This window comes from Aeromicrobium sp. UC242_57 (assembly GCF_044452305.1).
Lineage (GTDB): Bacteria > Actinomycetota > Actinomycetes > Propionibacteriales > Nocardioidaceae > Aeromicrobium.
In genome coordinates, this window is record NZ_JBIOAM010000002.1 from 314,552 (window position 1) to 333,870 (window position 19,319).

The window sequence follows — 19,319 nt, forward strand, 5'->3', positions numbered from 1 at the left end:
GCTTGTCCTTTACGTTCGTTCGCTTCGCAGTCTCACCTCGGGTTTGAGGGAGAAGGCTCCCCCATCCGCCGACCCCCGAGGTCGGGCGTGTCGCGGCCACTTAAGGCTGGTACGTCACACACTTCTCGAGTTAGGTGGTCGGACCCGCCGCAGCGGGACAGCCTCGATCTCAGGTTCGGCGCACGTGTCGTGATCGGCGTGAGATGCCGGACGCGTGTGCCCCCGCGATCGAGCCGGGGCAACCTGACTATTCTGACAGACCCCCTGCAACAAATACAAATCGGGGCCGTCCGGGTGTGCGAGGTCACGTGCAGCTCGGCGCGGTGACCTAGCGACGTGTCGCTCAGTGGTGGACGTGGTGCTCGGAGTCCTGGTGGCCAGCGGGTTCGATCTGGAACGTCGAGTGCTCGACGTCGAAGTGCTCTGACAGGCAGCCCCGCAACCGGTCGAGCACCGCATGCGCGGCGTCCATCTCGGTGATGTCGTCGTCGACCACCACGTGTGCGCTCATCACGGGCATGCCCGAGGTGATGGTCCAGACGTGCAGGTCATGGACGTCCTTGACGCCCGGGGTCTCGACGATGTGGGCGCGCAGCTCGACCAGGTCGACGTCACGAGGAGTCGACTCGAGCAGCACCTCGGCGACCTCTCGCAGCAGGGAGACCGCGCGAGGCAGGATCATCGCCGCGATCACGAGCGAGGCCACGGCATCGGCGGCATACCAGTCGGTGAGCAGGATGACGGTCGCCGAGACGAGCACGGCCACCGAGCCGAGCGCATCTCCGAGCACCTCGAGGTAGGCGCCGCGGACGTTGAGGCTCTCGGTCGATCCAGCTCGAAGCAGGAACAGCCCGATGATGTTGACGACCAGACCGACGGCACCGGCGACCAGGACCAGCTTGCCCTCGATCTCGGGGGCGTCGCCGAACCGGCGGATCGCGCTGTACGTGATCCAGACCGACAAGCCCAGCAGGATGAGGCCGTTGAGGCCGGCGGCAAGGATCTCGGTGCGTTGGTAGCCGAAGCTTACGCCGGGAACCGGGTCCTCCCCCACGCTGCGCGACCGTGATCGCGGCCAGTGCCATGACGATGCCGAACGAGTCGCCCAGCATGTGCCCGGCATCGGCCAGCAGCGCAAGGCTGCCGGTGATGAAGGCGACCACGGCCTCCACGATCAGCACCGTCAGGGTCAGACCCAGCACAAGAGCCAAACGCCCCCGGTGCTGGACGCCGGCGCTGTGCGAGTGATCGTGTCCCATGGATTAAGGCTACGGGCTTGTTGCGAAAACATCGACGTCGTGTCCGCCAAAAGGACGCCACTGGGAACCAGTCCCAACTGCTCCCGCCGCACCCTCTGACGCGGTGACTTTTCAACCTCATTCGGGTCTGTCTCCCCGACACGGTCGCGACGCGGTGGTTTATCAACGCCGTTCGCCCGTTTGCCGTTGCGGATCCACCAACCCAAGAAGGTGAGGTTGCGGATCCACCGACCCAAGAGGATGAGGTTGCGGATCCACCGAGCCCGGGCTCGGGCAAAGCGAAGGGCCCCGCCCCTGCCGAAGCAGGTGCGGGGCCCTAGGCCAGAGAGCAGGTGTTACTAGCTCACTTGTTGATCTTCGTGACGCGACCGGCGCCAACCGTACGTCCACCCTCGCGGATGGCGAAGCGCAGGCCCTCTTCCATGGCGATGGGCTGGATCAGCTCAACGCTCATTTCGGTGTTGTCGCCGGGCATGACCATCTCGGTGCCTTCAGGCAGCGTGACGACGCCGGTGACGTCCGTGGTGCGGAAGTAGAACTGCGGACGGTAGTTGTTGAAGAACGGCGTGTGACGGCCGCCTTCTTCCTTCGACAGGATGTAGACCTGGCCCTCGAACTCCGTGTGGGGAGTCGTGGAACCGGGCGCGATGATGACCATGCCGCGCTCGACGTCTTCACGCTTCGTGCCACGCAGGAGCAGTCCGACGTTCTCGCCAGCCTGACCCTCGTCGAGCAGCTTGCGGAACATCTCGATGCCCGTGACCGTGGTGGTCTGCTTGGTGTCGCGGATGCCGATGATGTCGACCGTGTCGGTCACCTTGACGATGCCGGCGCTCGATACGACCCGTGATGACGGTTCCACGACCGGTGATCGTGAAGACGTCCTCGACCGGCATGAGGAACGGCTTGTCCGTCTCACGCGGGGGCATCGGGATGTAGTCGTCGACAGCCTGCACGGTCCTCGAGGACAGCCTCGCCCCACTTGGCGTCGCCGGCCAGAGCCGGAACAGCTGCAACCCGGACGACGGGGACGTTGTCGCCGTCGAACTCCTGGTCGCTGAGCAGCTCGCGAACTTCCATCTCGACAAGCTCGAGGATTTCTTCGTCATCGACCATGTCGCACTTGTTGAGCGCGACGACCATCGCGGGCACGCCGACCTGGCGAGCGAGCAGCACGTGCTCGCGCGTCTGGGGCATGGGGCCATCGGTCGCCACCACGAGGATCGCACCATCCATCTGAGCCGCACCGGTGATCATGTTCTTGACGTAGTCCGCGTGGCCCGGGCAGTCGACGTGCGCGTAGTGGCGGTTTCGGTCTGGTACTCGACGTGCGAGATGGAGATCGTGATGCCGCGCTGGCGCTCTTCCGGGGCCTTGTCGATCTGATCGAAAGCCGAAGCTTCGTTCAGATCGGGGTACTCTGTCGTGCAGCACCTTGGTGATCGCCGCAGAAGAGTCGTCTTACCGTGGTCGATATGACCGATGGTGCCGATGTTCATGTGCGGCTCGGTCCGCTCGAACTTCGCCTTAGCCACTTGGGGCTCCTTCTTCGAATTGGTTGCTGTTGAACGCCGTCGGATACTGCGGACCAGTACCTCAGGCCATCTTATGAGATGGTCCGCTGTTACTCGCCGCGGGCCTTTTTGATGATCTCTTCCGCGACGTTCTGGGAACCTCCGCGTAGGAGTCGAACTGCATCGAGTATGACGCACGGCCCGAGGTCTTGGACCTCAGGTCACCGACATACCCGAACATCTCGGACAAGGGACGACCGCCTTGACGATCTTGACGCCGCCCATGCCCTCCTCCATGGCCTGAACCTGGCCACGGGGGAGTTGAGGTCGCCGATCACGTCGCCTATGTAGTCCTCGGGCGTGGTGACCTCGACCGCGAACACGGGCTCGAGGATCACCCGGATCGGCCTTGCGGCTTGCTTCCTTGAACGCCATGGAACCGGCGAGTCTGAAGGCGAGCTCCCAGGAGTCGACGTCGTGGTACGCGCCGTCCTCCAGGGTGACCTTGACGTCGACCATCTGGTAGCCGGCGAGGACGCCGAACTGCATGGCGTCCTGTGCGCCCTGGTCGACCGAAAGGGATGTATTCACGGGGCACACGGCCACCTGTGACGGCATTGTCGAACTCGTAGCCACCCTCGCCACCGGTGATCGGGCCCGTGGGCTCGATGCTGATGATGACCTTGGCGAACTGACCTGAACCACCGGTCTGCTTCTTGTGGGTGTAGCCGACGTTCTCGACCTTGCGCTTGATGGTCTCGCGGTACGCGACCTGCGGCTTGCCGACGTTGGCCTCGACGTTGAACTCGCGCTTCATGCGATCGACGAGGATGTCGAGGTGAAGCTCGCCCATGCCGGCGATGATCGTCTGACCGGTCTCTTCGTCGGCGTGGACCTGGAACGTCGGATCTTCTTCGGCGAGGCGCTGGATGGCGGTGCCGAGCTTCTCCTGGTCGCTCTTGGTCTCGGGCTCGATCGCGACCTGGATGACCGGCGCGGGAACGTCATCGACTCGAGGACGATCTGGTTCTGCGGGTCGGCCAGCGTCTCACCGGTCGTGGTGTCCTTCAGACCCATGACGGCGACGATCTGGCCGGCGCCGACCGAGGCGATCTCGGCGCGCTTGTTGGCATGCATCTGGTAGATCTTGCCGATGCGCTCCTTGCGGCCCTTGGTCACGTTGATGACCGTGGAACCGGACTCGAGGCGACCGGAGTAGACACGCAGGTAGGTCAGCTTGCCCAGGTGCGGGTCGGAGGCGATCTTGAACGCGAGGGCCGCGAACGGCTCGCTCTCGTTGGGCTCGCGGGTCAGCGACTTCTCTTCGTCGCGGGGATCGGTTCCGGTGACGGCGCCGACATCGAGCGGGTTGGGGCAGGAAGTCGACGACGGCGTCGAGCAGGGGCTGGACGCCCTTGCTCGAACGCCGTGCCACACAGGACCGGGTTGCAGCTTGGCGGCCAGCGTCGCGCGACGGATGGCCGGCTTGAGCACCTCAGCGGTGATCTCGCCACCGTCGAGGTAGTACTCGGCTGAACTCGTCGTCCTGGTCGGCCAGCGTCTCGATCATCTCTGAACCGAGCGGCAGCAGCCATGTCGACGAGGTCTGCGGGGATCTCTTCGACGGCGTAGTCCTCGCCGATCGCGGTCTCGCCGCGCCACACCAGGGCGCGGTTGCCGACGAGGTCGACGACGCCGATGAGTCGCTCCGGCGCCAATCGGCACCTGCAGGACGAGGGCCGTGGCGCCGAGGCGCTCACGGATGGTCTTGACGCAGAAGTCGAGCTTGCGCCCGTGCGGTTCGAGCTTGTTGACGAAGCACATGCGCGGAACGCCGTACTTGTCGGCCTGACGCCACACGGTCTCGGACTGCGGCTCGACACCGGCAACACCGTCAAACACGGCGACCGCACCATCGAGGACGCGCAGGTTGCGCTCGACCTCGACGGTGAAGTCGACGTGCCCGGGGGTGTCGATGATGTTGATCTGGTTGTCTTTCCACCAGCACGTGGTGGCAGCAGACGTGATCGTGATGCCACGCTCCTGCTCCTGCTCCATCCAGTCCATCGTGGCGCCGCCATCGTGGACTTCACCGATCTTGTACGTGATACCGGTGTAGAAGAGGATGCGTTCGGTCGTCGTGGGCTTACCGGCATCGATGTGCGCCATGATGCCGATGTTGCGGACCCTCTTGAGGTCAGTGGTGATGTCGGTTGCCACGAGTGTGATCGCTTCCGTTCTAGAGATTGAGCTGCGTGCTCGGTGTTTGAGGAGCGTGAGCCCCTCGAAAGATTGCTATTACCAGCGGTAGTGGGCGAATGCCTTGTTGGCTTCAGCCATCTTGTGCGTGTCTTCGCGCTTCTTGACAGCGCCGCCGAGGCCGTTCGAGGCATCGAGGGCTCGTTCATGAGGCGCTCTGCCATGGTCTTCTCGCGACGCGCACCGGCGTAGCTGACGAGCCAACGCAGGGCCAGAGTGTTCTGACGGGCTGCACGGACCTCGATCGGGACCTGGTAGGTCGCGCCACCGACGCGACGGCTCTTGACCTCGATCGCGGGCTTGACGTTGTCGAGCGCACGCTTGAGGGTGATGACCGGATCGGTGCCGGACTTCTCACGGGTGCCTTCGAGCGCGGTGTAGACGATGCGCTGGGCGACCTGCTTCTTGCCGTCGACCAGGACCTTGTTGATCAAAGAAGTGACGAGCTGGCTTTCCGTAGACCGGATCAGTCTCGACGACGCGCTTGGCGCGCGGACCCTTACGAGGCATTACTTCTTCTCCTTCTTGGCGCCGTACAGGCTGCGAGCCTGCTTGCGACCCTTGACAGCCTGAGTATCGAGGGCTCCACGGATGACCTTGTAACGGACACCGGGGAGATCCTTGACTCGACCACCACGGACGAGCACGATCGAGTGCTCCTGAAGGTCGTGACCCTCACCGGGGATGTATGCAGTGACCTCGGTACCGCTCGAGAGCTTGACACGTGCGACCTTGCGGAGCGCGGAGTTCGGCTTCTTCGGAGTGGTGGTGTAGACGCGCGTGCAGACGCCGCGGCGCTGAGGCGAACCCTTGAGCGCGGGGGTCGTCGTCTTGACGACCTTGCGCTGACGGCCCTTGCGGACCAGCTGGTTAATGGTGGGCACTACAAACTTCCTTCTTCTGACTGGTGTGAGCCATGAGTCGTGATGCACTCGCCACTGTGCAATCCAGCAGGATGCGCGCATCGGCCTGATGAGTTCAGGCACAGCGACAGATACTACCGGCCTGCCCCGCCCCTGTACAAATTGCTCGGTCAAACTCACACCGCGGTTGACTGCTCAGGGCGTCGTGGGGCCCTCGAACAGGGCCTGCGCGTGACGCCCGTCGAAGTCGAGCCGCTCGACGTCGACGCGATGCCACAGTGCGAGGTAGAGCTCGCAGGCCGTGCCGGACGCCTGCGCATCGGCCTGCAGCGAGGCGTGCAGCTGGACAGGCGTCCCGGTGTCACCGCTGCCCGGTCCGATGATCCACGACTGGTCGAGGTCGGTCGCCTGCAACCTGATGCGGGAGCCCACGTCGGGCGGGTTCCACGGGCCGTCATCCGGGGGAAGAAGACCTGGAGCACCTCGTCGATCCCGTCGGCGGCGATGGCGGGGGCGACCGTCCAGTCGGCTTCGTCCCGGCCGAGCGCCTGGGCGGCATCGACGGCGTGGACCAGCGTCTGGTGCATCTGGCGGCGCGGCCAGAACGCCGCGGTCTCGCCCATCCGGGTGAAGTTGGGCACCTCTTCAGCGGGGCTGACGGCCCTCAGGGCGGCCAGCAGCGCCTGGGCGGTGCCCGCGTACCAGCGGTCGACGGGGTCCTCGACGAGCGGTCGCGGCGGGGCGAGACGTTGTCCGCTCAGCACGATCGCCGCAGCCCACCGGTGCACTCCCCCGAGATGTTCGGCGAGGTCGCGCACCGTCCAGCCGGGGCAGGCCGGGACCGGCTCGTCGCCGGTGCCGAGCCGCACGCAGCTCGGCGAAGCGCGACGTCGCGACCTCCAGCCTCGTGCACGTGGTCCATCAGGGGGTGTCCTTCGGCGTGAGGTCCAGGAGCTGGCGAGGTGCAACGCCGACAGGTCAGCCAGGTCGTCGAGCTGGGTGCGGCACGAGAAGCCATCTGCCACGACGACGGCGCCGGCCGGGGCGTTACGGATCGCCGGCACGGCTCGCCGCTCGGCCACGGCGACCGACACCTCGTAGTGCCCCTGCTCGACACCGAAGTTGCCGGCCAGTCCGCAGCACCCCGAGAGGCGGTCGATCGACGCGCCAGTCGCGGTCATGATGGCCATGTCGGCCTCGAAGCCCAGGATCGACGACTGGTGGCAGTGCGGCTGGACGACCAGCGTCGTCCCCGTCAGGTCAGGCGGCTGCCACCCTTCGGTGCGCTGCAACCTGCGGCGAGGGTGAAGACGCCTTGGGCGACGTCGACCGCGCGCGGGTCGTCGATCAGCTCGACGGCGTCCGAGCGCAGCACCGAGAGGCAGGACGGCTCGAGGCCGACGACGGGCACTCCGGCAGCGACGTACGGGTGCAGCTGCTCGACCGCCCGGCGGATCATGTCGCGTGCGGTGTCGAGCTGCCCGGTCGTGATCCAGGTCAGTCCGCAGCACTGCGGACGTCGGAGCACCTCGACGTCGTAGCCCGCCGTGTCGAGCACCCGCAATGCCGCCTGACCACCCTCGGTCGAGAAGTACTCCGTGAACGAGTCGGCCCACACCACGACCTTGGGCCTGCCTGCCTGCAGGACGGGCCGTGCAGTCCGGGTGAAGCGACGGGTCGCGAACATCGGCAGGCTGCGGCGCTGGTCGACTCCAGCGGCCCAGCGGGCGATCGAGCGGACACCGGGCGTCCGCAGGCCGAGGTTGGCCAGCCAGGCGATCGGCGACGTGACCCGCGCCCAGAACGGGAGCCGTCCCAAGATGTAGTGGCTGCGCGGTCGGATACGTCCCTTGTACGACTGGTGCAGCACCTCGGACTTGTAGGTCGCCATGTCCGTGCCGGTCGGGCAGTCGCTGGCGCACCCCTTGCACGACAGGCACAGGTCGAGCGCTTCGTGCACCTCGGGGACCTGAAGCCACCCTTCACGAGGCGGCCGTCGATCATCTCCTGCAGCACCCGGGCCCGGCCGCGCGTCGAGTCCTTCTCGTTGCGTGTCGCCTGGAAGGACGGGCACATGACACCGTTGGAACCCCGGTTGTCGGCAATGCACTTGCCGACACCGGTGCACCGGTGCACGGCCGCACCGAAGTCACCGTCGTCGTGCAGCAGGCGCAGGCCCAGCTTGGCGTCGACCAGGCCGCGGCCGGAGCCGCGCAGATCGGCGTCGACCGCAGCGGGTCGCACCAGGACACCGGGGTTGAGCAGGTCGTCGGGGTCGAAGACGTGCTTGATCCGGCTGAACAGCTCGACCGCTTCGGTCGAGTACATCAACGGCAGGACTCGGAGCGGGCCCGTCCGTCGCCGTGCTCGCCGGAGAACGAGCCGCCATGTGAGGCCGCCAGCGTGGCAGCGTCGGTCAGGAACGACCTGAACCCGGCATGTCCGCCGGGCTCGTCGAGCGGGAAGTCGATGCGGACGTGCACGCAGCCGTCGCCGAAGTGGCCGAACGGCACGCCGTGCACGCCGTGCTGCTGCATCAGGGCCTCGAACTCGCGCAGGTAGGCGCCGAGTCGCTCGGGCGGCACGGCAGCATCTTCCCAACCGGCTAGAGCCGGACGCTCGAGGGCGCGGGCGGCCAGGCCGGCACCTTCCTCGCGGATGCGCCACAGCACCGCCTGCTCGCTGATCGAGGTGACGTGACGGTGCCCCAGCGCGCCCGATGCGGCGGCGACCCGGGCCCCGCGGTCGGCCAGCTCGGCCGGGTCGTCGCCCGACAGCTCGACGTACAGGAATCCCCCACCGGGCGGCAGGTCAGGAACGGAGCCGGGGCCCTTGGCCAGCTGGTAGACCTCGACGATCCGCGCACCGAGGCCCTCGCACGTCGTCGGCTCGAACGGCAGGATCGCCATGACGTCGTCGGCGGCATCGGCCATCGTCGGGTAGCCCAGCACGACGAGGTGGCGGTGCGGCGGCACCGGGACGAGGTCGACCGTCGCACCGAGCATGACGGCCAGCGTGCCTTCGGTGCCTGACAGGAACGCCCGACGTCGAAGCCCTTCTCGGGCAACAGGTGCTCGAGGCTGTAGCCCGAGACCTGTCGGGTGAACCGGCCGAACTCGGTGCGGACCACGGCGGCTCTTGCCCGATCACGGTCTTGAGCGCGTCGAGCGTCGGCGACTGGGTGACGCTTCCGCGGGCCAGGTGCAGCTCTTCGCCGGCCATCGTGGCGATGTGCAGTCCGGCGACGTTGTCGGCGCTGCGCCCGTAGCCGAGTGCCCGGTGTCCGCAGGCGTTGTTGCCGATCATCCCGCCGATCGTGCAGCGGGTGTGGGTCGAGGGATCGGGCCCGAAGCGCAGCCCGTGGGGCCCTGCGGTCTTCTGCAGCGCCGCGTGGACGACGCCGGGTCGACGGTCGCGACCCTGGCTTCGGGGTCGACCGAGTGGACCGTGTTGAGGTACTTGCTGAAGTCCATCACGACCCCGGTGCCGATCGCGTTGCCGGCGATCGAGGTGCCGGCACCTCGCGACGTCAGTGGCACGCCAGCCGTGCGGCAGGCCTCGATCGTGGCGAGCACCTCGTCGGTGCTGCGCGGCCGCACCACGACCTGCGGCACGACCCGGTACAGCGATGCGTCGGTGCTGTAGAGCGCCCGGGTGGTCGTCGAGTCGTCGACGTCGGCGACGCCGAGCCTGCGCAGCTCAGCGACAACATCTCTCGTCACGGGTTCAAGCGTCGTGGTCACTGCTTACCAATTTTCCAGTGAGTCGTTCAGGATCGAGGCGATGTCGTCCTCGGTCACGGTGCGGGGCGCCGTCGCCAGCAGGCGCTGCTGCTTCATGGCACCGTCGACGAGCGCGTCGACGTCGCCGGCGCCGAAGCCGACCTCGGCGATGCCGGACGGGATCCCGACGTCGCGCATGATGCCGGCGAGCACCTGGGGCAGGAAGTCGGCCGGGTCGTCGGGACGGGTCGCGCCCGGCGCCAGCAGCTCGGCGGCACGGACGTGACGTTCGGGCGAGGCGTCGAAGGTGAACCGGAAGGCCGCCGGAGCCGTCAGGGAGACGGCCATGCCGTGCGGCACCATCGCGTGGTCGGCGTCGTAGCCGGTCGGCCGGAAGTCGCGCACCTGCCCGGCGATGGGGTAGGCGTTCGCGTGCGGGATGTGCACCCCGGCGTTGCCGAATCCGAGTCCGGCGAAGGTCGCGGCCATCGCGACCTCGGTCCGGGCCGCGAGGTCGTCGCCGTCGTGCACGGCCGTTCGGAACGAAGCCGACATGAGGCTCAGGGCCTTCTCGGACCACATGTCGGCGATCGGGTTGGCGCCGCAGTACGGCACCCGCTCGTCGGCCTGCTTGCGTTCGTACGACTGGAACGGACGGGCCGTGTGCTCTCGAGCGCATGGCACAGGATGTCGAGCCCGGACGCGGCGGTGACTCCCGCCGGCTGGGTCACGGTCAGCTCGGGGTCGACGACTGCGAGCGTCGGGCGCAGGCGCGCGTGCGAGATGCCGGTCTTGACGTGCTGGCTCACGACGTCGAGCACGCAGATCGTGGTGCTCTCGCTGCCGGTGCCCGTCGTGGTCGGCACGGCGATCAGCGGAAGCAGCTGCTTCTCGGGTGCCCTCCCCTGGCCGACGGGTGCGTTGACGTAGTCGAGCAGCTCTCCGTCGTTGGTCGTCAGGAGGTTGACCGCTTTGGCGGTGTCGATGGCGCTGCCTCCGCCGACCGCGACGATGACGTCGAACGGTCCGGCTGACCGAGCGAACGAGATGGCTGCTTCGAGGCTCTGGTCGGTGGGCTCGACCCGGCTGTCAGCGAAGACGACGGTCTCGATCGAGGCGGCGCGCAGGGAGTCGGCGATCTCGTCGGGAGCGCCGGTCGCGGCCACGCCCGGATCTGTCACCAGCAGCACGCGGCGGGCGTCGAGCTGGGCCAGGTCGTGGGCGGCTCGTGGCGAGCGCCTGCGCCGAACTTGAGCCCGGGTGCTCCGTACGTGAACACCGTCTCGGGTCGTTGCGGTTCATGTCCCCACATCTTGGCTCCTCACGCCGCACTGGTCAGCACTAGCATGCTACTGCTGGACGGCTATCGCAAGTCCGACCCGCCCGGCACCCCGATGTAGCGGACGAGATCCCGCGCCCACGACGGATCGACGACGTCGACACCCTCGGTGGCGACCTGCCGCATGAGCAAGGTCGCAGTGTGCACCAGGTGCTCCTCCATGCGAGCTGCCGCAGCATCGGGATCGCGCTGCACAATGGCCTCGACGATCGGCGAGTGCTCCTCGGCCACGTCGACCATGCCCCGCGACCGGTCGATCGTGAGCACCCCGCGGGCCTGGATCGAGTCGCTCAACGTCGTGAGCTCGGTCTGCAGGCGGGGATTGTTCATGACAGCCGCGATCGCGTGATGAAGCCGTCGATCGTGCTCCATCAGACCCGACTCATCGGCACGGGCCGCGCACTCCCGCATCGCCGACAGCTCTGGGTGACTGCCTCGACCGTCGTGGCGTCGGCATGCCTGGCAGCGAGCGCCGCGGCCGGCACCTCCAGCATCAGGCGAAGCTCGAAGGCAGCCCTGACGTCAGCGACCGAGACACCTCGGATGCGCACGCCGCGATTGCGCTCGATCGTGACCAGGCCCAGGTCGGCGAGCCGCAGCACGGCGTCACGGACCGGCGTCCGCGAGACCTCGAGGAGATCGGCCAGACGGTAGATCGAGTGCAGCGAGCCGGCCGGGAACTCCCCCGAGACGATCGATTCGCGCAGGCTCGAGAACACCCGGTCCGTCGTCGAGATGCGTGCCATCGGGCTGGTTCTCCGTCTGCTTCAGGTGGCTTGGTGCGAAACGATATCGTGTGGTGTTGGTGCGCGAGAGACCGTCACATTGACGTGGCTCAGTCACAGGCAGCCGAACACGTCACGCAAGGGGAACACATGAAGTCTCGGGGTCATCTCGTTCGCGATCGCTGCCGCGCTCCTGACGGCGACGTCCGCCTGCACCAGCGAAGAGACTCCGAAGGACGGCGCGACGGCCAAGCCGACGCCCGACTCGACCCCGGCCTCGACCAAGGCACCCGACCTCTCCGAGCACGAGTCGGGCCCCGAGAGCCCCATCACGTACGGGCTGTACGTGCCCCGCGGCGCCACCCAGCTCGGCCCGTTGTTCCGCTACCGCAGTGCCCGGCTCATCGCCGCCTACCAGCCCGAGCTGGCCGCCGCCGAGGCGCAGAAGGCTGCAGAAGACGCCGACAAGGTCGCCGAGGACGAGGCCAACGGCACCCCCTCCCCCCACGCCGACGCCCGAGCCGACGACGCGTCCCAGCCCCGACAGCTTCAAGCTCATCGAGGACGCGCCGCGGCCCGACACGTCGATCTCGCTGATGCGCATCGACGGCGACCCGACCGACGTCTTCCGTCAGATGCTGGCCCAGATCAACGCAGCCGTCCCGACCGCGAACCTCGATCTCGACAACCTTGCGACCCACTGCCAGTCCAAGGACCGGCGCATCACCGGCTGCGCCGTGTCGGTGCGGGGCATGACCGACGACAAGCGCGAGATCCGGATCAGGCTGACCGTCGATCCCGGCGAGCTCGCGACCCGCACCTCCCCTCCGGCCGCCCTGACCCGCCCGGTCATGGAGCCACGGTCGATGCCGTCGGCGACCCCCGCACCGACCAGCTCGGCTCTGACACCGGCTCCCTGTCCGACGTGGCCGACGTCAAGTCGACCAGCGACACGTCTGGCCTGCTGTGGCCCAAGATGGACGAGGACGCCCCGCTCGACACGCCTCTGGTCAACGGGTGGACCCTGCCGACCGACTCGACGTTGCTGCTCAGCGGCTTCGCGACGCCGTTCGCCGTCACCACCAATGCCAGCTCGGCCGACGCGGACCAGCTGGCCGAGCAGTTCGTCGTGGCCAACAACCCTCAGCGCACACCCCGCAAGGACGTCGTGGAAGACCTCAACTCGGTCAGCACGACCTACTCCGTCCGCACCAAGGACGGCTCGACCGCGCGTGCGGTCTACGTACTGTCGGCCCGAGGCAACTACACCGCGTTCTTCTACATCCCGGCGGCGTAGTGCCCCTGGCGGGCCAGCACGTGCTCGACCATCGGCAGGATCGGCGCGACCGTGACGCCCACGTCAGCGACCGGCACCCATCGGGCGACATCGGTCGTGCCGTCCACCTCGACGACGTGCGGGTCCACACCGGGCTCGACGTCGACCGCGTACAGCAGATGGACCCCGTGATAGTCCTCGTCATGTCTCCACGCCCCTGGGCCACGATGTGGATGTCGTGGACGTCGACGAGGCGCGCTGACATGGCTCGCAGCCCGGCCTCCTCGTAAGCTCGCGCAGCACCGCCTCGTTGGGCGACTCGCCGTGATCGACACCGCCCCCAGGCAGCGTCCAGGTGCCGGCCGGATAGCCCTGAGGCGAGATCCTGGTCAGCAGGATCTTGTCGTCACGCAGGACCACGGCATAGGCGCCGAGACGCTGGGTGCGGGACGGCTCGTGCACACGTCCTCCATCGGATGGGTCTTGCACTGGGTCTCCACAGGTCGAAGTAGGTCAAGGCTATTAGAGTCGAAGGCGATGAGTGCCCTCGACCCGCTGCCTGTAGCCACAGCTCCGCCCAAGGAGCGGGTGGCCTATCTCGACAACGCCCGCTACTGGGTCATGCTGCTCGTCGTGATCGGCCACAGCCTGACCGAGTACGTCGTCATGGACTCCGCCCACGGCGTGTACACCTGGATCTACTCGTTCCACATGCCGTTCTTCATCCTGATCTCGGGCTACACCGCACGGCACTACATCGGCGACTTCCGGCAGATCCGGCGCATCGTCAGCACGCTGATCGTCCCCTACCTGATCGTCGAGACCAGCCTTCAGCTCATCACCCGGCACTACGACGGCGAGCCGAAGACGCTCATGATCTTGTCGCCGCAGTGGATCGGCTGGTTCCTGGCCGCGCTGTTCATCTGGCGCATCACGACGCCGATCTGGCGGGCCCTGAAGTACCCCATCACGACGTCGATCGTGATCTCGCTGCTGGCCGGTCTGATCGAGATCCCCAACGTCCTCGCGCTGCCCAAGGTGCTCGCGCTGCTGCCGTTCTGGGTCATCGGCCTGCACATGAACCGTCGCTGTTCATGCGGCTCGGCGACTGGCGGATCCGCATCCTCTCGGCGATCACGCTGATCGTCTCGTTCATCGTGTGCCAGATGTACTCCGGCGAGTGGATCACCCGCTGGCTGCTGTGGAAGGACCGCTACTCCGAGCCGCCGTTGGATGCCGGCCCGTGGGACGGCATGGCCACCCGCGGCAGCCTGCTGCTGCTCGGTGCGGTCCTGACGTTCGCGACCCTGTCGTTGATCCCGCGCTCTCGTTCCATCACGACAGTGCTCGGCGGTCGCACGTTCTACTGCTACCTGCTTCACGGCTACGTCATCATCCTGCTCGACCGCGAGTTCGACCTGTGGCAGCACATGGAGCAGTACGGCGCCATGTCGGTCGTCATCTTCACGGTGGGCGCGATCATCCTGGCGAACCTGCTGATGACCAAGCCCGTGGCAACGGTGTTCCGCCCCATCTTCGAGCCGAAGCTGACCTGGCTGTTCCGCGAGGCCGAGCCACCTTCGGTCCGGGTTCCGGTCAGCGAGCTGAAGACCCAGCCCCAGACCCAGGCTCAGACCCAGCCACCGACTCCTACCCCCAGTCCGTGACGGTGCGGCTGGCTGCCCTGACACTTGCCAGCGTGCTCCTGGTGACGGCTGCTCCGACCGCCCGTCGGGGACCTCGCCGGCTGCCAGCAGCAAGCCGACGCTCGTCTCGTCAGGCTGTGCTGACCTCATTGCGCTCGGCGCCCGAGGACAGACCCAGGACGTCGACAAGAACCGCGGAGTCGGCACCGAGGTGCGGGTCACCGCAGAACGGCTCGCAGCCCTGCAGAACGCAGCCAACGGCGACTCGACCCGCATCGTGGCCATCCGGTACGACGCCGCGGCGACTGCCACCCAGGACGGCTATCTTGCCCGGGTCGCTGACGGCGCCCAGCTGCTCGTCGACCGGCTCAGCACCCTGTCCGACCGATGCCCCGACAGCCGGTTCGCCCTCATCGGTTTCAGCGAGGGCGCACAAGTGGTCCACGCCGCGGCGCTCGAGCTCCCCCACCGCGGCAACATCGCGCGTCGGAGTGATCGCGATGATCGCCGATCCGCGCCGCAACGCCCAGGACTCGATCGCCCACTGGACGTACGGAGGTGCCGAGGCGACCCGCAACGGACGCCTCGGTGCCGGGACGCCCCTTCCGGTCGACCTTCGTCCTGTCGCGATCAGCCTGTGCGTCGCGGAGGACGAGATCTGCAATGCCGCTGGCAGCGCCGGACAGGCACCGTCAGAGACTCACCGTACGTTCTACGAGAAGCCGTCGTCAGCCACGTCGTCGGCCGAGCAGCTCCACCGCATCCTGGAGCAGTAGCCGAGACCGACCACTGCGCGGCCCCGCACGACGAAGGCCCTCCGACCGTCAGACGGTCGGAGGGCCTTCTCAGATCAGCTCAGCTGTCGTACGACGTGAAGTCGAAGTCGTCGATCTGCACCGAGGTGCTCTCGGCGCCACCGAAGCCGTAGTCGTAGTCGCCGTAGCCGGTGACGGCATAGGCGGCCTGACGTGCCTCTTCGGTGGGCTCGACCCGGATGTTGCGGTAACGGTCGAGACCGGTACCCGCCGGGATGAGCTTGCCGATGATGATGTTCTCCTTCAGACCACGCAGCGAGTCGGACTTGCCGTGGATCGCAGCATCGGTCAGGACGCGGGTCGTCTCCTGGAAGGAGGCGGCCGACAGCCAGGACTCGACGGCCAGCGAGGCCTTCGTGATACCCATCAGGACCGGACGGCCGGAGGCGGGCGTGCCACCCTCGGCCACGACGCGACGGTTCTCTTCCTCGAACACCGAACGGTCGACCAGGTCACCGGGGATAAGCTGGGCATCGCCCTGCTCGATGACCGTGACCCGACGCAGCATCTGGCGCACGATGATCTCGATGTGCTTGTCGTGGATGGCCACGCCCTGCGAGCGGTAGACCTCCTGCACCTGATCGACCAGGTGCTCCTGCGCACGACGGACACCGAGGATGCGCAGAACTTCCTGCGGATCGGGCGTGCCGTGCGTCAGCATCTGACCGACCTCGACATGATCGCCGTCCTGGATCAGGAGGCGGGCACGCTTGGTGACCGGGTACTCGAGCGGCTCGGAGCCGTCGTCCGGAGTCACGACGAGCTTGCGGGTCTTGTCGGAGTCGTCGATGACGACGCGACCGGCCGATTCGGTGATCGGCGCCTTGCCCTTGGGCTGACGTGCTTCGAACAGCTCCACGACGCGCGGCAGACCGTGCGTGATGTCGTCACCGGCCACACCACCGGTGTGGAAGGTACGCATCGTGGGCTCGCGTTCCGGGCTCACCGATCGACTGGGCCGCGATGGTACCGACGGCCTCACCGATGTCGACGAGCTTGCCGGTGGCCAGCGAACGGCCGTAGCACTTGGCACACGTGCCGGCCTTGGCCTCACAGGTCAGGACGGTGCGGACCTTGATCTCCTCGACGCCCTCGGCGATGAGGTTGGCGATCTCGACGTCGCCGAGCTCGCCTCCGGCCTCGATCAGCACGTCGCCGGCGGCGTTGGTGACATCGGTGGCCGACGTGCGGGAGTAGGCAGCCGTCTCCACGTTCTCGGCAGCGGTCAGACGACCGTCGTCGAGCTTGGTGGCGATGACCTGCTTGAGTCCACGCTCGGTGCCACAGTCCTCTTCACGGATGATGACGTCCTGGCTGACGTCGACGAGTCGACGAGTCAGGTAGCCGGAGTCAGCCGTACGAAGAGCCGTGTCGGCCAGGCCCTTACGAGCGCCGTGCGTCGCGATGAAGTACTCGACGACCGACAGACCTTCACGGAAGTTGGCCTTGATCGGGCGAGGAATGATCTCGCCCTTCGGGTTGGCCACGAGGCCACGCATGCCGGCGATCTGACGCACCTGCATCATGTTGCCTCGAGCACCCGAGTCGACCATCATCCAGATCGGGTTGTCCTCGGTGAAGCCCTTCAGCATCTCCTCGGTGACCTCGGCCGTGGCCTGGGTCCAGATCTCGATGAGCTCCTGGCGACGCTCGTCCTCGGTGATCAGACCGCGGTCGAACTGCGTCTGCACCTTGGCAGCCTGAGTCTCGTAACCACCGAGGATCTCCTGCTTGCGCGGCGGCGTGACGACATCCTCGATCGACACGGTCACGCCGGAGCGGGTGCCCCAGTGGAAGCCGGTGTCCTTGAGGTTGTCGAGCGCGTTGGCGACGTCGACCTTGGAGTAACGCTCGGCCAGGTCGTTGACGATGACGCCCAGCTGGTTCTTGCCGACCTGGTGGTTGACGAACGGGTAGTCGTCCGGCAGCGCCTCGTTGAAGATCGCGCGACCCAGAGTCGTGTCGAGCGTCTCCTTGCCGATGCGGATCTTGACGTGGCTCTGCAGCGAGATCGACTTCTGCTCGAAGGCCATCATCGCCTCGGCGACCGAGCTGAAGCCGCGACCGCTGCCGATGTGTCCCTCACGCTCGAGCGTCAGGAAGTACAGACCGATGATCATGTCCTGCGTAGGCATGGTCACGGGACGACCGTCGGACGGCTTGAGGATGTTGTTGGTCGACAACATCAGGACGCGGGCCTCGGCCTGCGCCTCCGCGCTCAGCGGCAGGTGCACGGCCATCTGGTCACCATCGAAGTCGGCGTTGAACGCCGAGCAGACGAGCGGGTGGATCTGGATGGCCTTGCCCTCGATGAGCTGCGGCTCGAACGCCTGGATGCCCAGACGGTGCAGCGTGGGTGCACGGTTGAGCAGCACGGGGTGCTCGGTGATGACCTCTTCGAGGACGTCCCACACGACCGGACGAGCACGCTCGACCATGCGCTTGGCGCTCTTGATGTTCTGCGCGTGGTTGAGATCGACCAGACGCTTCATGACGAACGGCTTGAACAGCTCGAGCGCCATCTGCTTGGGCAGACCGCACTGGTGCGGGCTTCGAGCTGCGGGCCGACGACGATGACCGAACGGCCCGAGTAGTCGACGCGCTTGCCGAGCAGGTTCTGACGGAAACGTCCCTGCTTGCCCTTGAGCATGTCGGAGATCGACTTCAACGGACGGTTGCCCGGACCGGTGACCGGACGGCCACGACGGCCGTTGTCGAACAGCGAGTCGACGGCCTCCTGAAGCATGCGCTTCTCGTTGTTGACGATGATCTCCGGCGCACCGAGGTCGAGCAGACGCTTGAGTCGGTTGTTGCGGTTGATCACGCGGCGGTACAGGTCGTTGAGGTCGGACGTCGCGAAACGTCCACCGTCGAGCTGAACCATGGGACGGCAGCTCCGGCGGGATCACCGGAACGGCCTCGAGGACCATGCCCTCGGGGGCGTTGTTGCTGCCACGGAAGGCTTCGACGACCTTGAGACGCTTGAGCGCACGGGTCTTCTTCTGACCCTTGCCGGTCGCGATGATCTCCTTGAGGAGCTTCCTGCTCGGCGTCGAGGTCGAAGTCCTGGAGGCGCTTCTGGATCGCCGCAGCGCCCATGTAGCCCTCGAAGTACTTGCCGAAGCGGTACGTCATCTCGCGGTAGAGCAGCGTCGCCCTCGAGGTCCTGGACCTTGAGGTTCTTGAAGCGGCTCCACACCTCGTCGAGGCGGTCGATCTCGCGCTGGGCGCGGTCACGACGCTGCTTGGCCTCACGCTCGGCCGAGTCCTTGACCTTGCGCTTGGCGTCGGCCTTGGCGCCTTCGGCCTCGAGCGAGGCGAGATCCTCTTCGAGCTTCTGCATGCGCTCGTTGACCTCGTTGTCGCGGCGGCTCTCGAGCTGCTGACGCTCCATCTGGATCTTGGCCTCGAGGCTCGACAGATCGTTGTGTCGAGCATCCTCGTCGACCTTGGTGATCATGTAGGCGGCGAAGTAGATGACCTTCTCGAGGTCCTTCGGTGCCAGGTCGAGCAGGTAGCCCAAGCGCGACGGGACGCCCTTGAAGTACCAGATGTGGGTGACAGGAGCGGCAAGCTCGATGTGACCCATGCGCTCACGGCGCACCTTGGAGCGGGTGACCTCAACGCCACAGCGCTCGCAGATGATGCCCTTGAAGCGCACGCGCTTGTACTTGCCGCAGTAGCACTCCCAGTCCCGGGGTGGGACCGAAGATCTTCTCGCAGAAGAGGCCGTCACGCTCGGGCTTGAGCGTGCGGTAGTTGATCGTCTCGGGCTTCTTGACCTCGCCGAACGACCATCCGCGGATGTCGTCGGCGGTCGCGAGACCGATCCGGATTTGATCGAAGAAGTTCACGTCGAGCACGTTGGTCTTCTTTCCCTTTCAGAGGTTCTTGCTAAGAG

At 66.7% G+C, this 19,319-nt stretch carries 17 protein-coding genes and 7 pseudogenes; 5 read left to right on the forward strand and 19 right to left on the reverse strand.

Annotated elements, in window-relative coordinates; translation table 11 throughout:
* Positions 1-343: 343 nt before the first annotated feature.
* The 16 genes and pseudogenes from ACHMWU_RS06550 to ACHMWU_RS06625 form a co-directional block, all read right to left on the reverse strand.
* On the reverse strand, positions 344-1,054 hold the full coding sequence (locus ACHMWU_RS06550; RefSeq protein WP_396042189.1) for a cation diffusion facilitator family transporter: 711 nt from the start codon (positions 1,052-1,054) through the stop codon (positions 344-346).
* Between the two features lie 55 nt (positions 1,055-1,109).
* A pseudogene (locus ACHMWU_RS06555) lies at positions 1,110-1,259 on the reverse strand (cation transporter); the annotation flags it as partial.
* 343 nt (positions 1,260-1,602) lie between these two features.
* Positions 1,603-2,794 (reverse strand): annotated as a pseudogene (gene tuf / locus ACHMWU_RS06560) (elongation factor Tu).
* Between the two features lie 89 nt (positions 2,795-2,883).
* Positions 2,884-4,942, reverse strand: a pseudogene (fusA, locus tag ACHMWU_RS06565) (elongation factor G).
* Positions 4,943-5,071: 129 nt separating this feature from the next.
* A pseudogene (gene rpsG, locus ACHMWU_RS06570) lies at positions 5,072-5,542 on the reverse strand (30S ribosomal protein S7).
* Positions 5,542-5,916: a 30S ribosomal protein S12 gene (gene rpsL, locus ACHMWU_RS06575; protein ID WP_396042191.1), complete on the reverse strand. Its 375-nt coding sequence runs from the start codon at positions 5,914-5,916 to the stop codon at positions 5,542-5,544. The pseudogene rpsG and the gene rpsL overlap by 1 nt, the downstream one beginning before the upstream one ends.
* 155 nt (positions 5,917-6,071) lie before the next feature.
* Positions 6,072-7,187 (reverse strand): maleylpyruvate isomerase family mycothiol-dependent enzyme, encoded by a 1,116-nt coding sequence (locus ACHMWU_RS06580; protein ID WP_396042193.1) that lies wholly within the window; start codon positions 7,185-7,187, stop codon positions 6,072-6,074.
* Positions 7,151-7,855 carry a (Fe-S)-binding protein gene (locus ACHMWU_RS06585; RefSeq protein WP_396042195.1) on the reverse strand — a complete coding sequence of 235 codons (705 nt, stop codon included), beginning with the start codon at positions 7,853-7,855 and terminating at the stop codon, positions 7,151-7,153. Before ACHMWU_RS06585 ends, ACHMWU_RS06580 begins: the two co-directional genes overlap by 37 nt.
* A 367-nt stretch (positions 7,856-8,222) precedes the next feature.
* On the reverse strand, positions 8,223-8,900 hold the full coding sequence (locus ACHMWU_RS06590) for an FAD-binding oxidoreductase (RefSeq protein WP_396042197.1): 678 nt from the start codon (positions 8,898-8,900) through the stop codon (positions 8,223-8,225).
* A gap of 253 nt (positions 8,901-9,153) precedes the next feature.
* A pseudogene (locus ACHMWU_RS06595) lies at positions 9,154-9,638 on the reverse strand (FAD-binding oxidoreductase); the annotation flags it as partial.
* Between the two features lie 3 nt (positions 9,639-9,641).
* Positions 9,642-10,172, reverse strand: a complete 531-nt coding sequence (locus tag ACHMWU_RS06600) for an iron-containing alcohol dehydrogenase (RefSeq protein WP_396042199.1) — start codon at positions 10,170-10,172, stop codon at positions 9,642-9,644.
* 5 nt (positions 10,173-10,177) lie between these two features.
* Positions 10,178-10,807: an iron-containing alcohol dehydrogenase gene (locus tag ACHMWU_RS06605; protein ID WP_396042201.1), complete on the reverse strand. Its 630-nt coding sequence runs from the start codon at positions 10,805-10,807 to the stop codon at positions 10,178-10,180.
* Positions 10,795-10,929, reverse strand: a complete 135-nt coding sequence (locus tag ACHMWU_RS06610; protein WP_396042203.1) for a hypothetical protein — start codon at positions 10,927-10,929, stop codon at positions 10,795-10,797. The genes ACHMWU_RS06605 and ACHMWU_RS06610 overlap by 13 nt, the downstream gene beginning before the upstream one ends.
* A gap of 51 nt (positions 10,930-10,980) precedes the next feature.
* A complete protein-coding gene (locus ACHMWU_RS06615) occupies positions 10,981-11,367 on the reverse strand; it encodes an FCD domain-containing protein (protein ID WP_396042205.1) in 387 nt (128 codons plus the stop codon).
* Complete coding sequence (locus tag ACHMWU_RS06620; protein WP_396042207.1) at positions 11,328-11,702, reverse strand: GntR family transcriptional regulator; 375 nt, start codon at positions 11,700-11,702, stop codon at positions 11,328-11,330. The genes ACHMWU_RS06615 and ACHMWU_RS06620 overlap by 40 nt, the downstream gene beginning before the upstream one ends.
* A gap of 93 nt (positions 11,703-11,795) precedes the next feature.
* Positions 11,796-12,044 (reverse strand): hypothetical protein, encoded by a 249-nt coding sequence (locus tag ACHMWU_RS06625; RefSeq protein WP_396042209.1) that lies wholly within the window; start codon positions 12,042-12,044, stop codon positions 11,796-11,798.
* On the opposite strand from ACHMWU_RS06625, the gene ACHMWU_RS06630 reads away from it, so the two are divergent.
* The gene (locus tag ACHMWU_RS06630; protein ID WP_396042211.1) at positions 12,028-12,978 is read left to right on the forward strand and encodes a hypothetical protein; all 951 of its coding nucleotides are present in this window, start codon (positions 12,028-12,030) and stop codon (positions 12,976-12,978) included. The genes ACHMWU_RS06625 and ACHMWU_RS06630 overlap by 17 nt on opposite strands.
* On the opposite strand, the gene ACHMWU_RS06635 is transcribed toward ACHMWU_RS06630, so the two are convergent.
* Positions 12,960-13,106 carry a hypothetical protein gene (locus ACHMWU_RS06635; RefSeq protein WP_396042213.1) on the reverse strand — a complete coding sequence of 49 codons (147 nt, stop codon included), beginning with the start codon at positions 13,104-13,106 and terminating at the stop codon, positions 12,960-12,962. The two genes, ACHMWU_RS06630 and ACHMWU_RS06635, sit on opposite strands and share 19 nt — an antisense overlap.
* 52 nt (positions 13,107-13,158) lie before the next feature.
* Positions 13,159-13,419, reverse strand: coding sequence for an NUDIX hydrolase (locus ACHMWU_RS06640; protein ID WP_396042216.1), 261 nt, complete (start codon positions 13,417-13,419; stop codon positions 13,159-13,161).
* A 75-nt stretch (positions 13,420-13,494) separates the two neighbouring features.
* On the opposite strand from ACHMWU_RS06640, the gene ACHMWU_RS06645 reads away from it, so the two are divergent.
* From ACHMWU_RS06645 to ACHMWU_RS06660, 4 genes and pseudogenes are all read left to right on the forward strand, one after another.
* The gene (locus tag ACHMWU_RS06645) at positions 13,495-14,100 is read left to right on the forward strand and encodes an acyltransferase family protein (RefSeq protein WP_396042218.1); all 606 of its coding nucleotides are present in this window, start codon (positions 13,495-13,497) and stop codon (positions 14,098-14,100) included.
* Positions 14,052-14,624, forward strand: coding sequence for a hypothetical protein (locus tag ACHMWU_RS06650; protein WP_396042220.1), 573 nt, complete (start codon positions 14,052-14,054; stop codon positions 14,622-14,624). The genes ACHMWU_RS06645 and ACHMWU_RS06650 overlap by 49 nt, the downstream gene beginning before the upstream one ends.
* 127 nt (positions 14,625-14,751) lie before the next feature.
* Positions 14,752-15,012, forward strand: a pseudogene (locus ACHMWU_RS06655) (hypothetical protein); the annotation flags it as partial.
* 91 nt (positions 15,013-15,103) lie between these two features.
* A complete protein-coding gene (locus ACHMWU_RS06660; RefSeq protein ID WP_396042222.1) occupies positions 15,104-15,379 on the forward strand; it encodes a hypothetical protein in 276 nt (91 codons plus the stop codon).
* Positions 15,380-15,458: 79 nt separating this feature from the next.
* Here ACHMWU_RS06660 and ACHMWU_RS06665 read toward each other — a convergent pair.
* Positions 15,459-19,281 (reverse strand): annotated as a pseudogene (locus tag ACHMWU_RS06665) (DNA-directed RNA polymerase subunit beta').
* Positions 19,282-19,319: the final 38 nt, after the last annotated feature.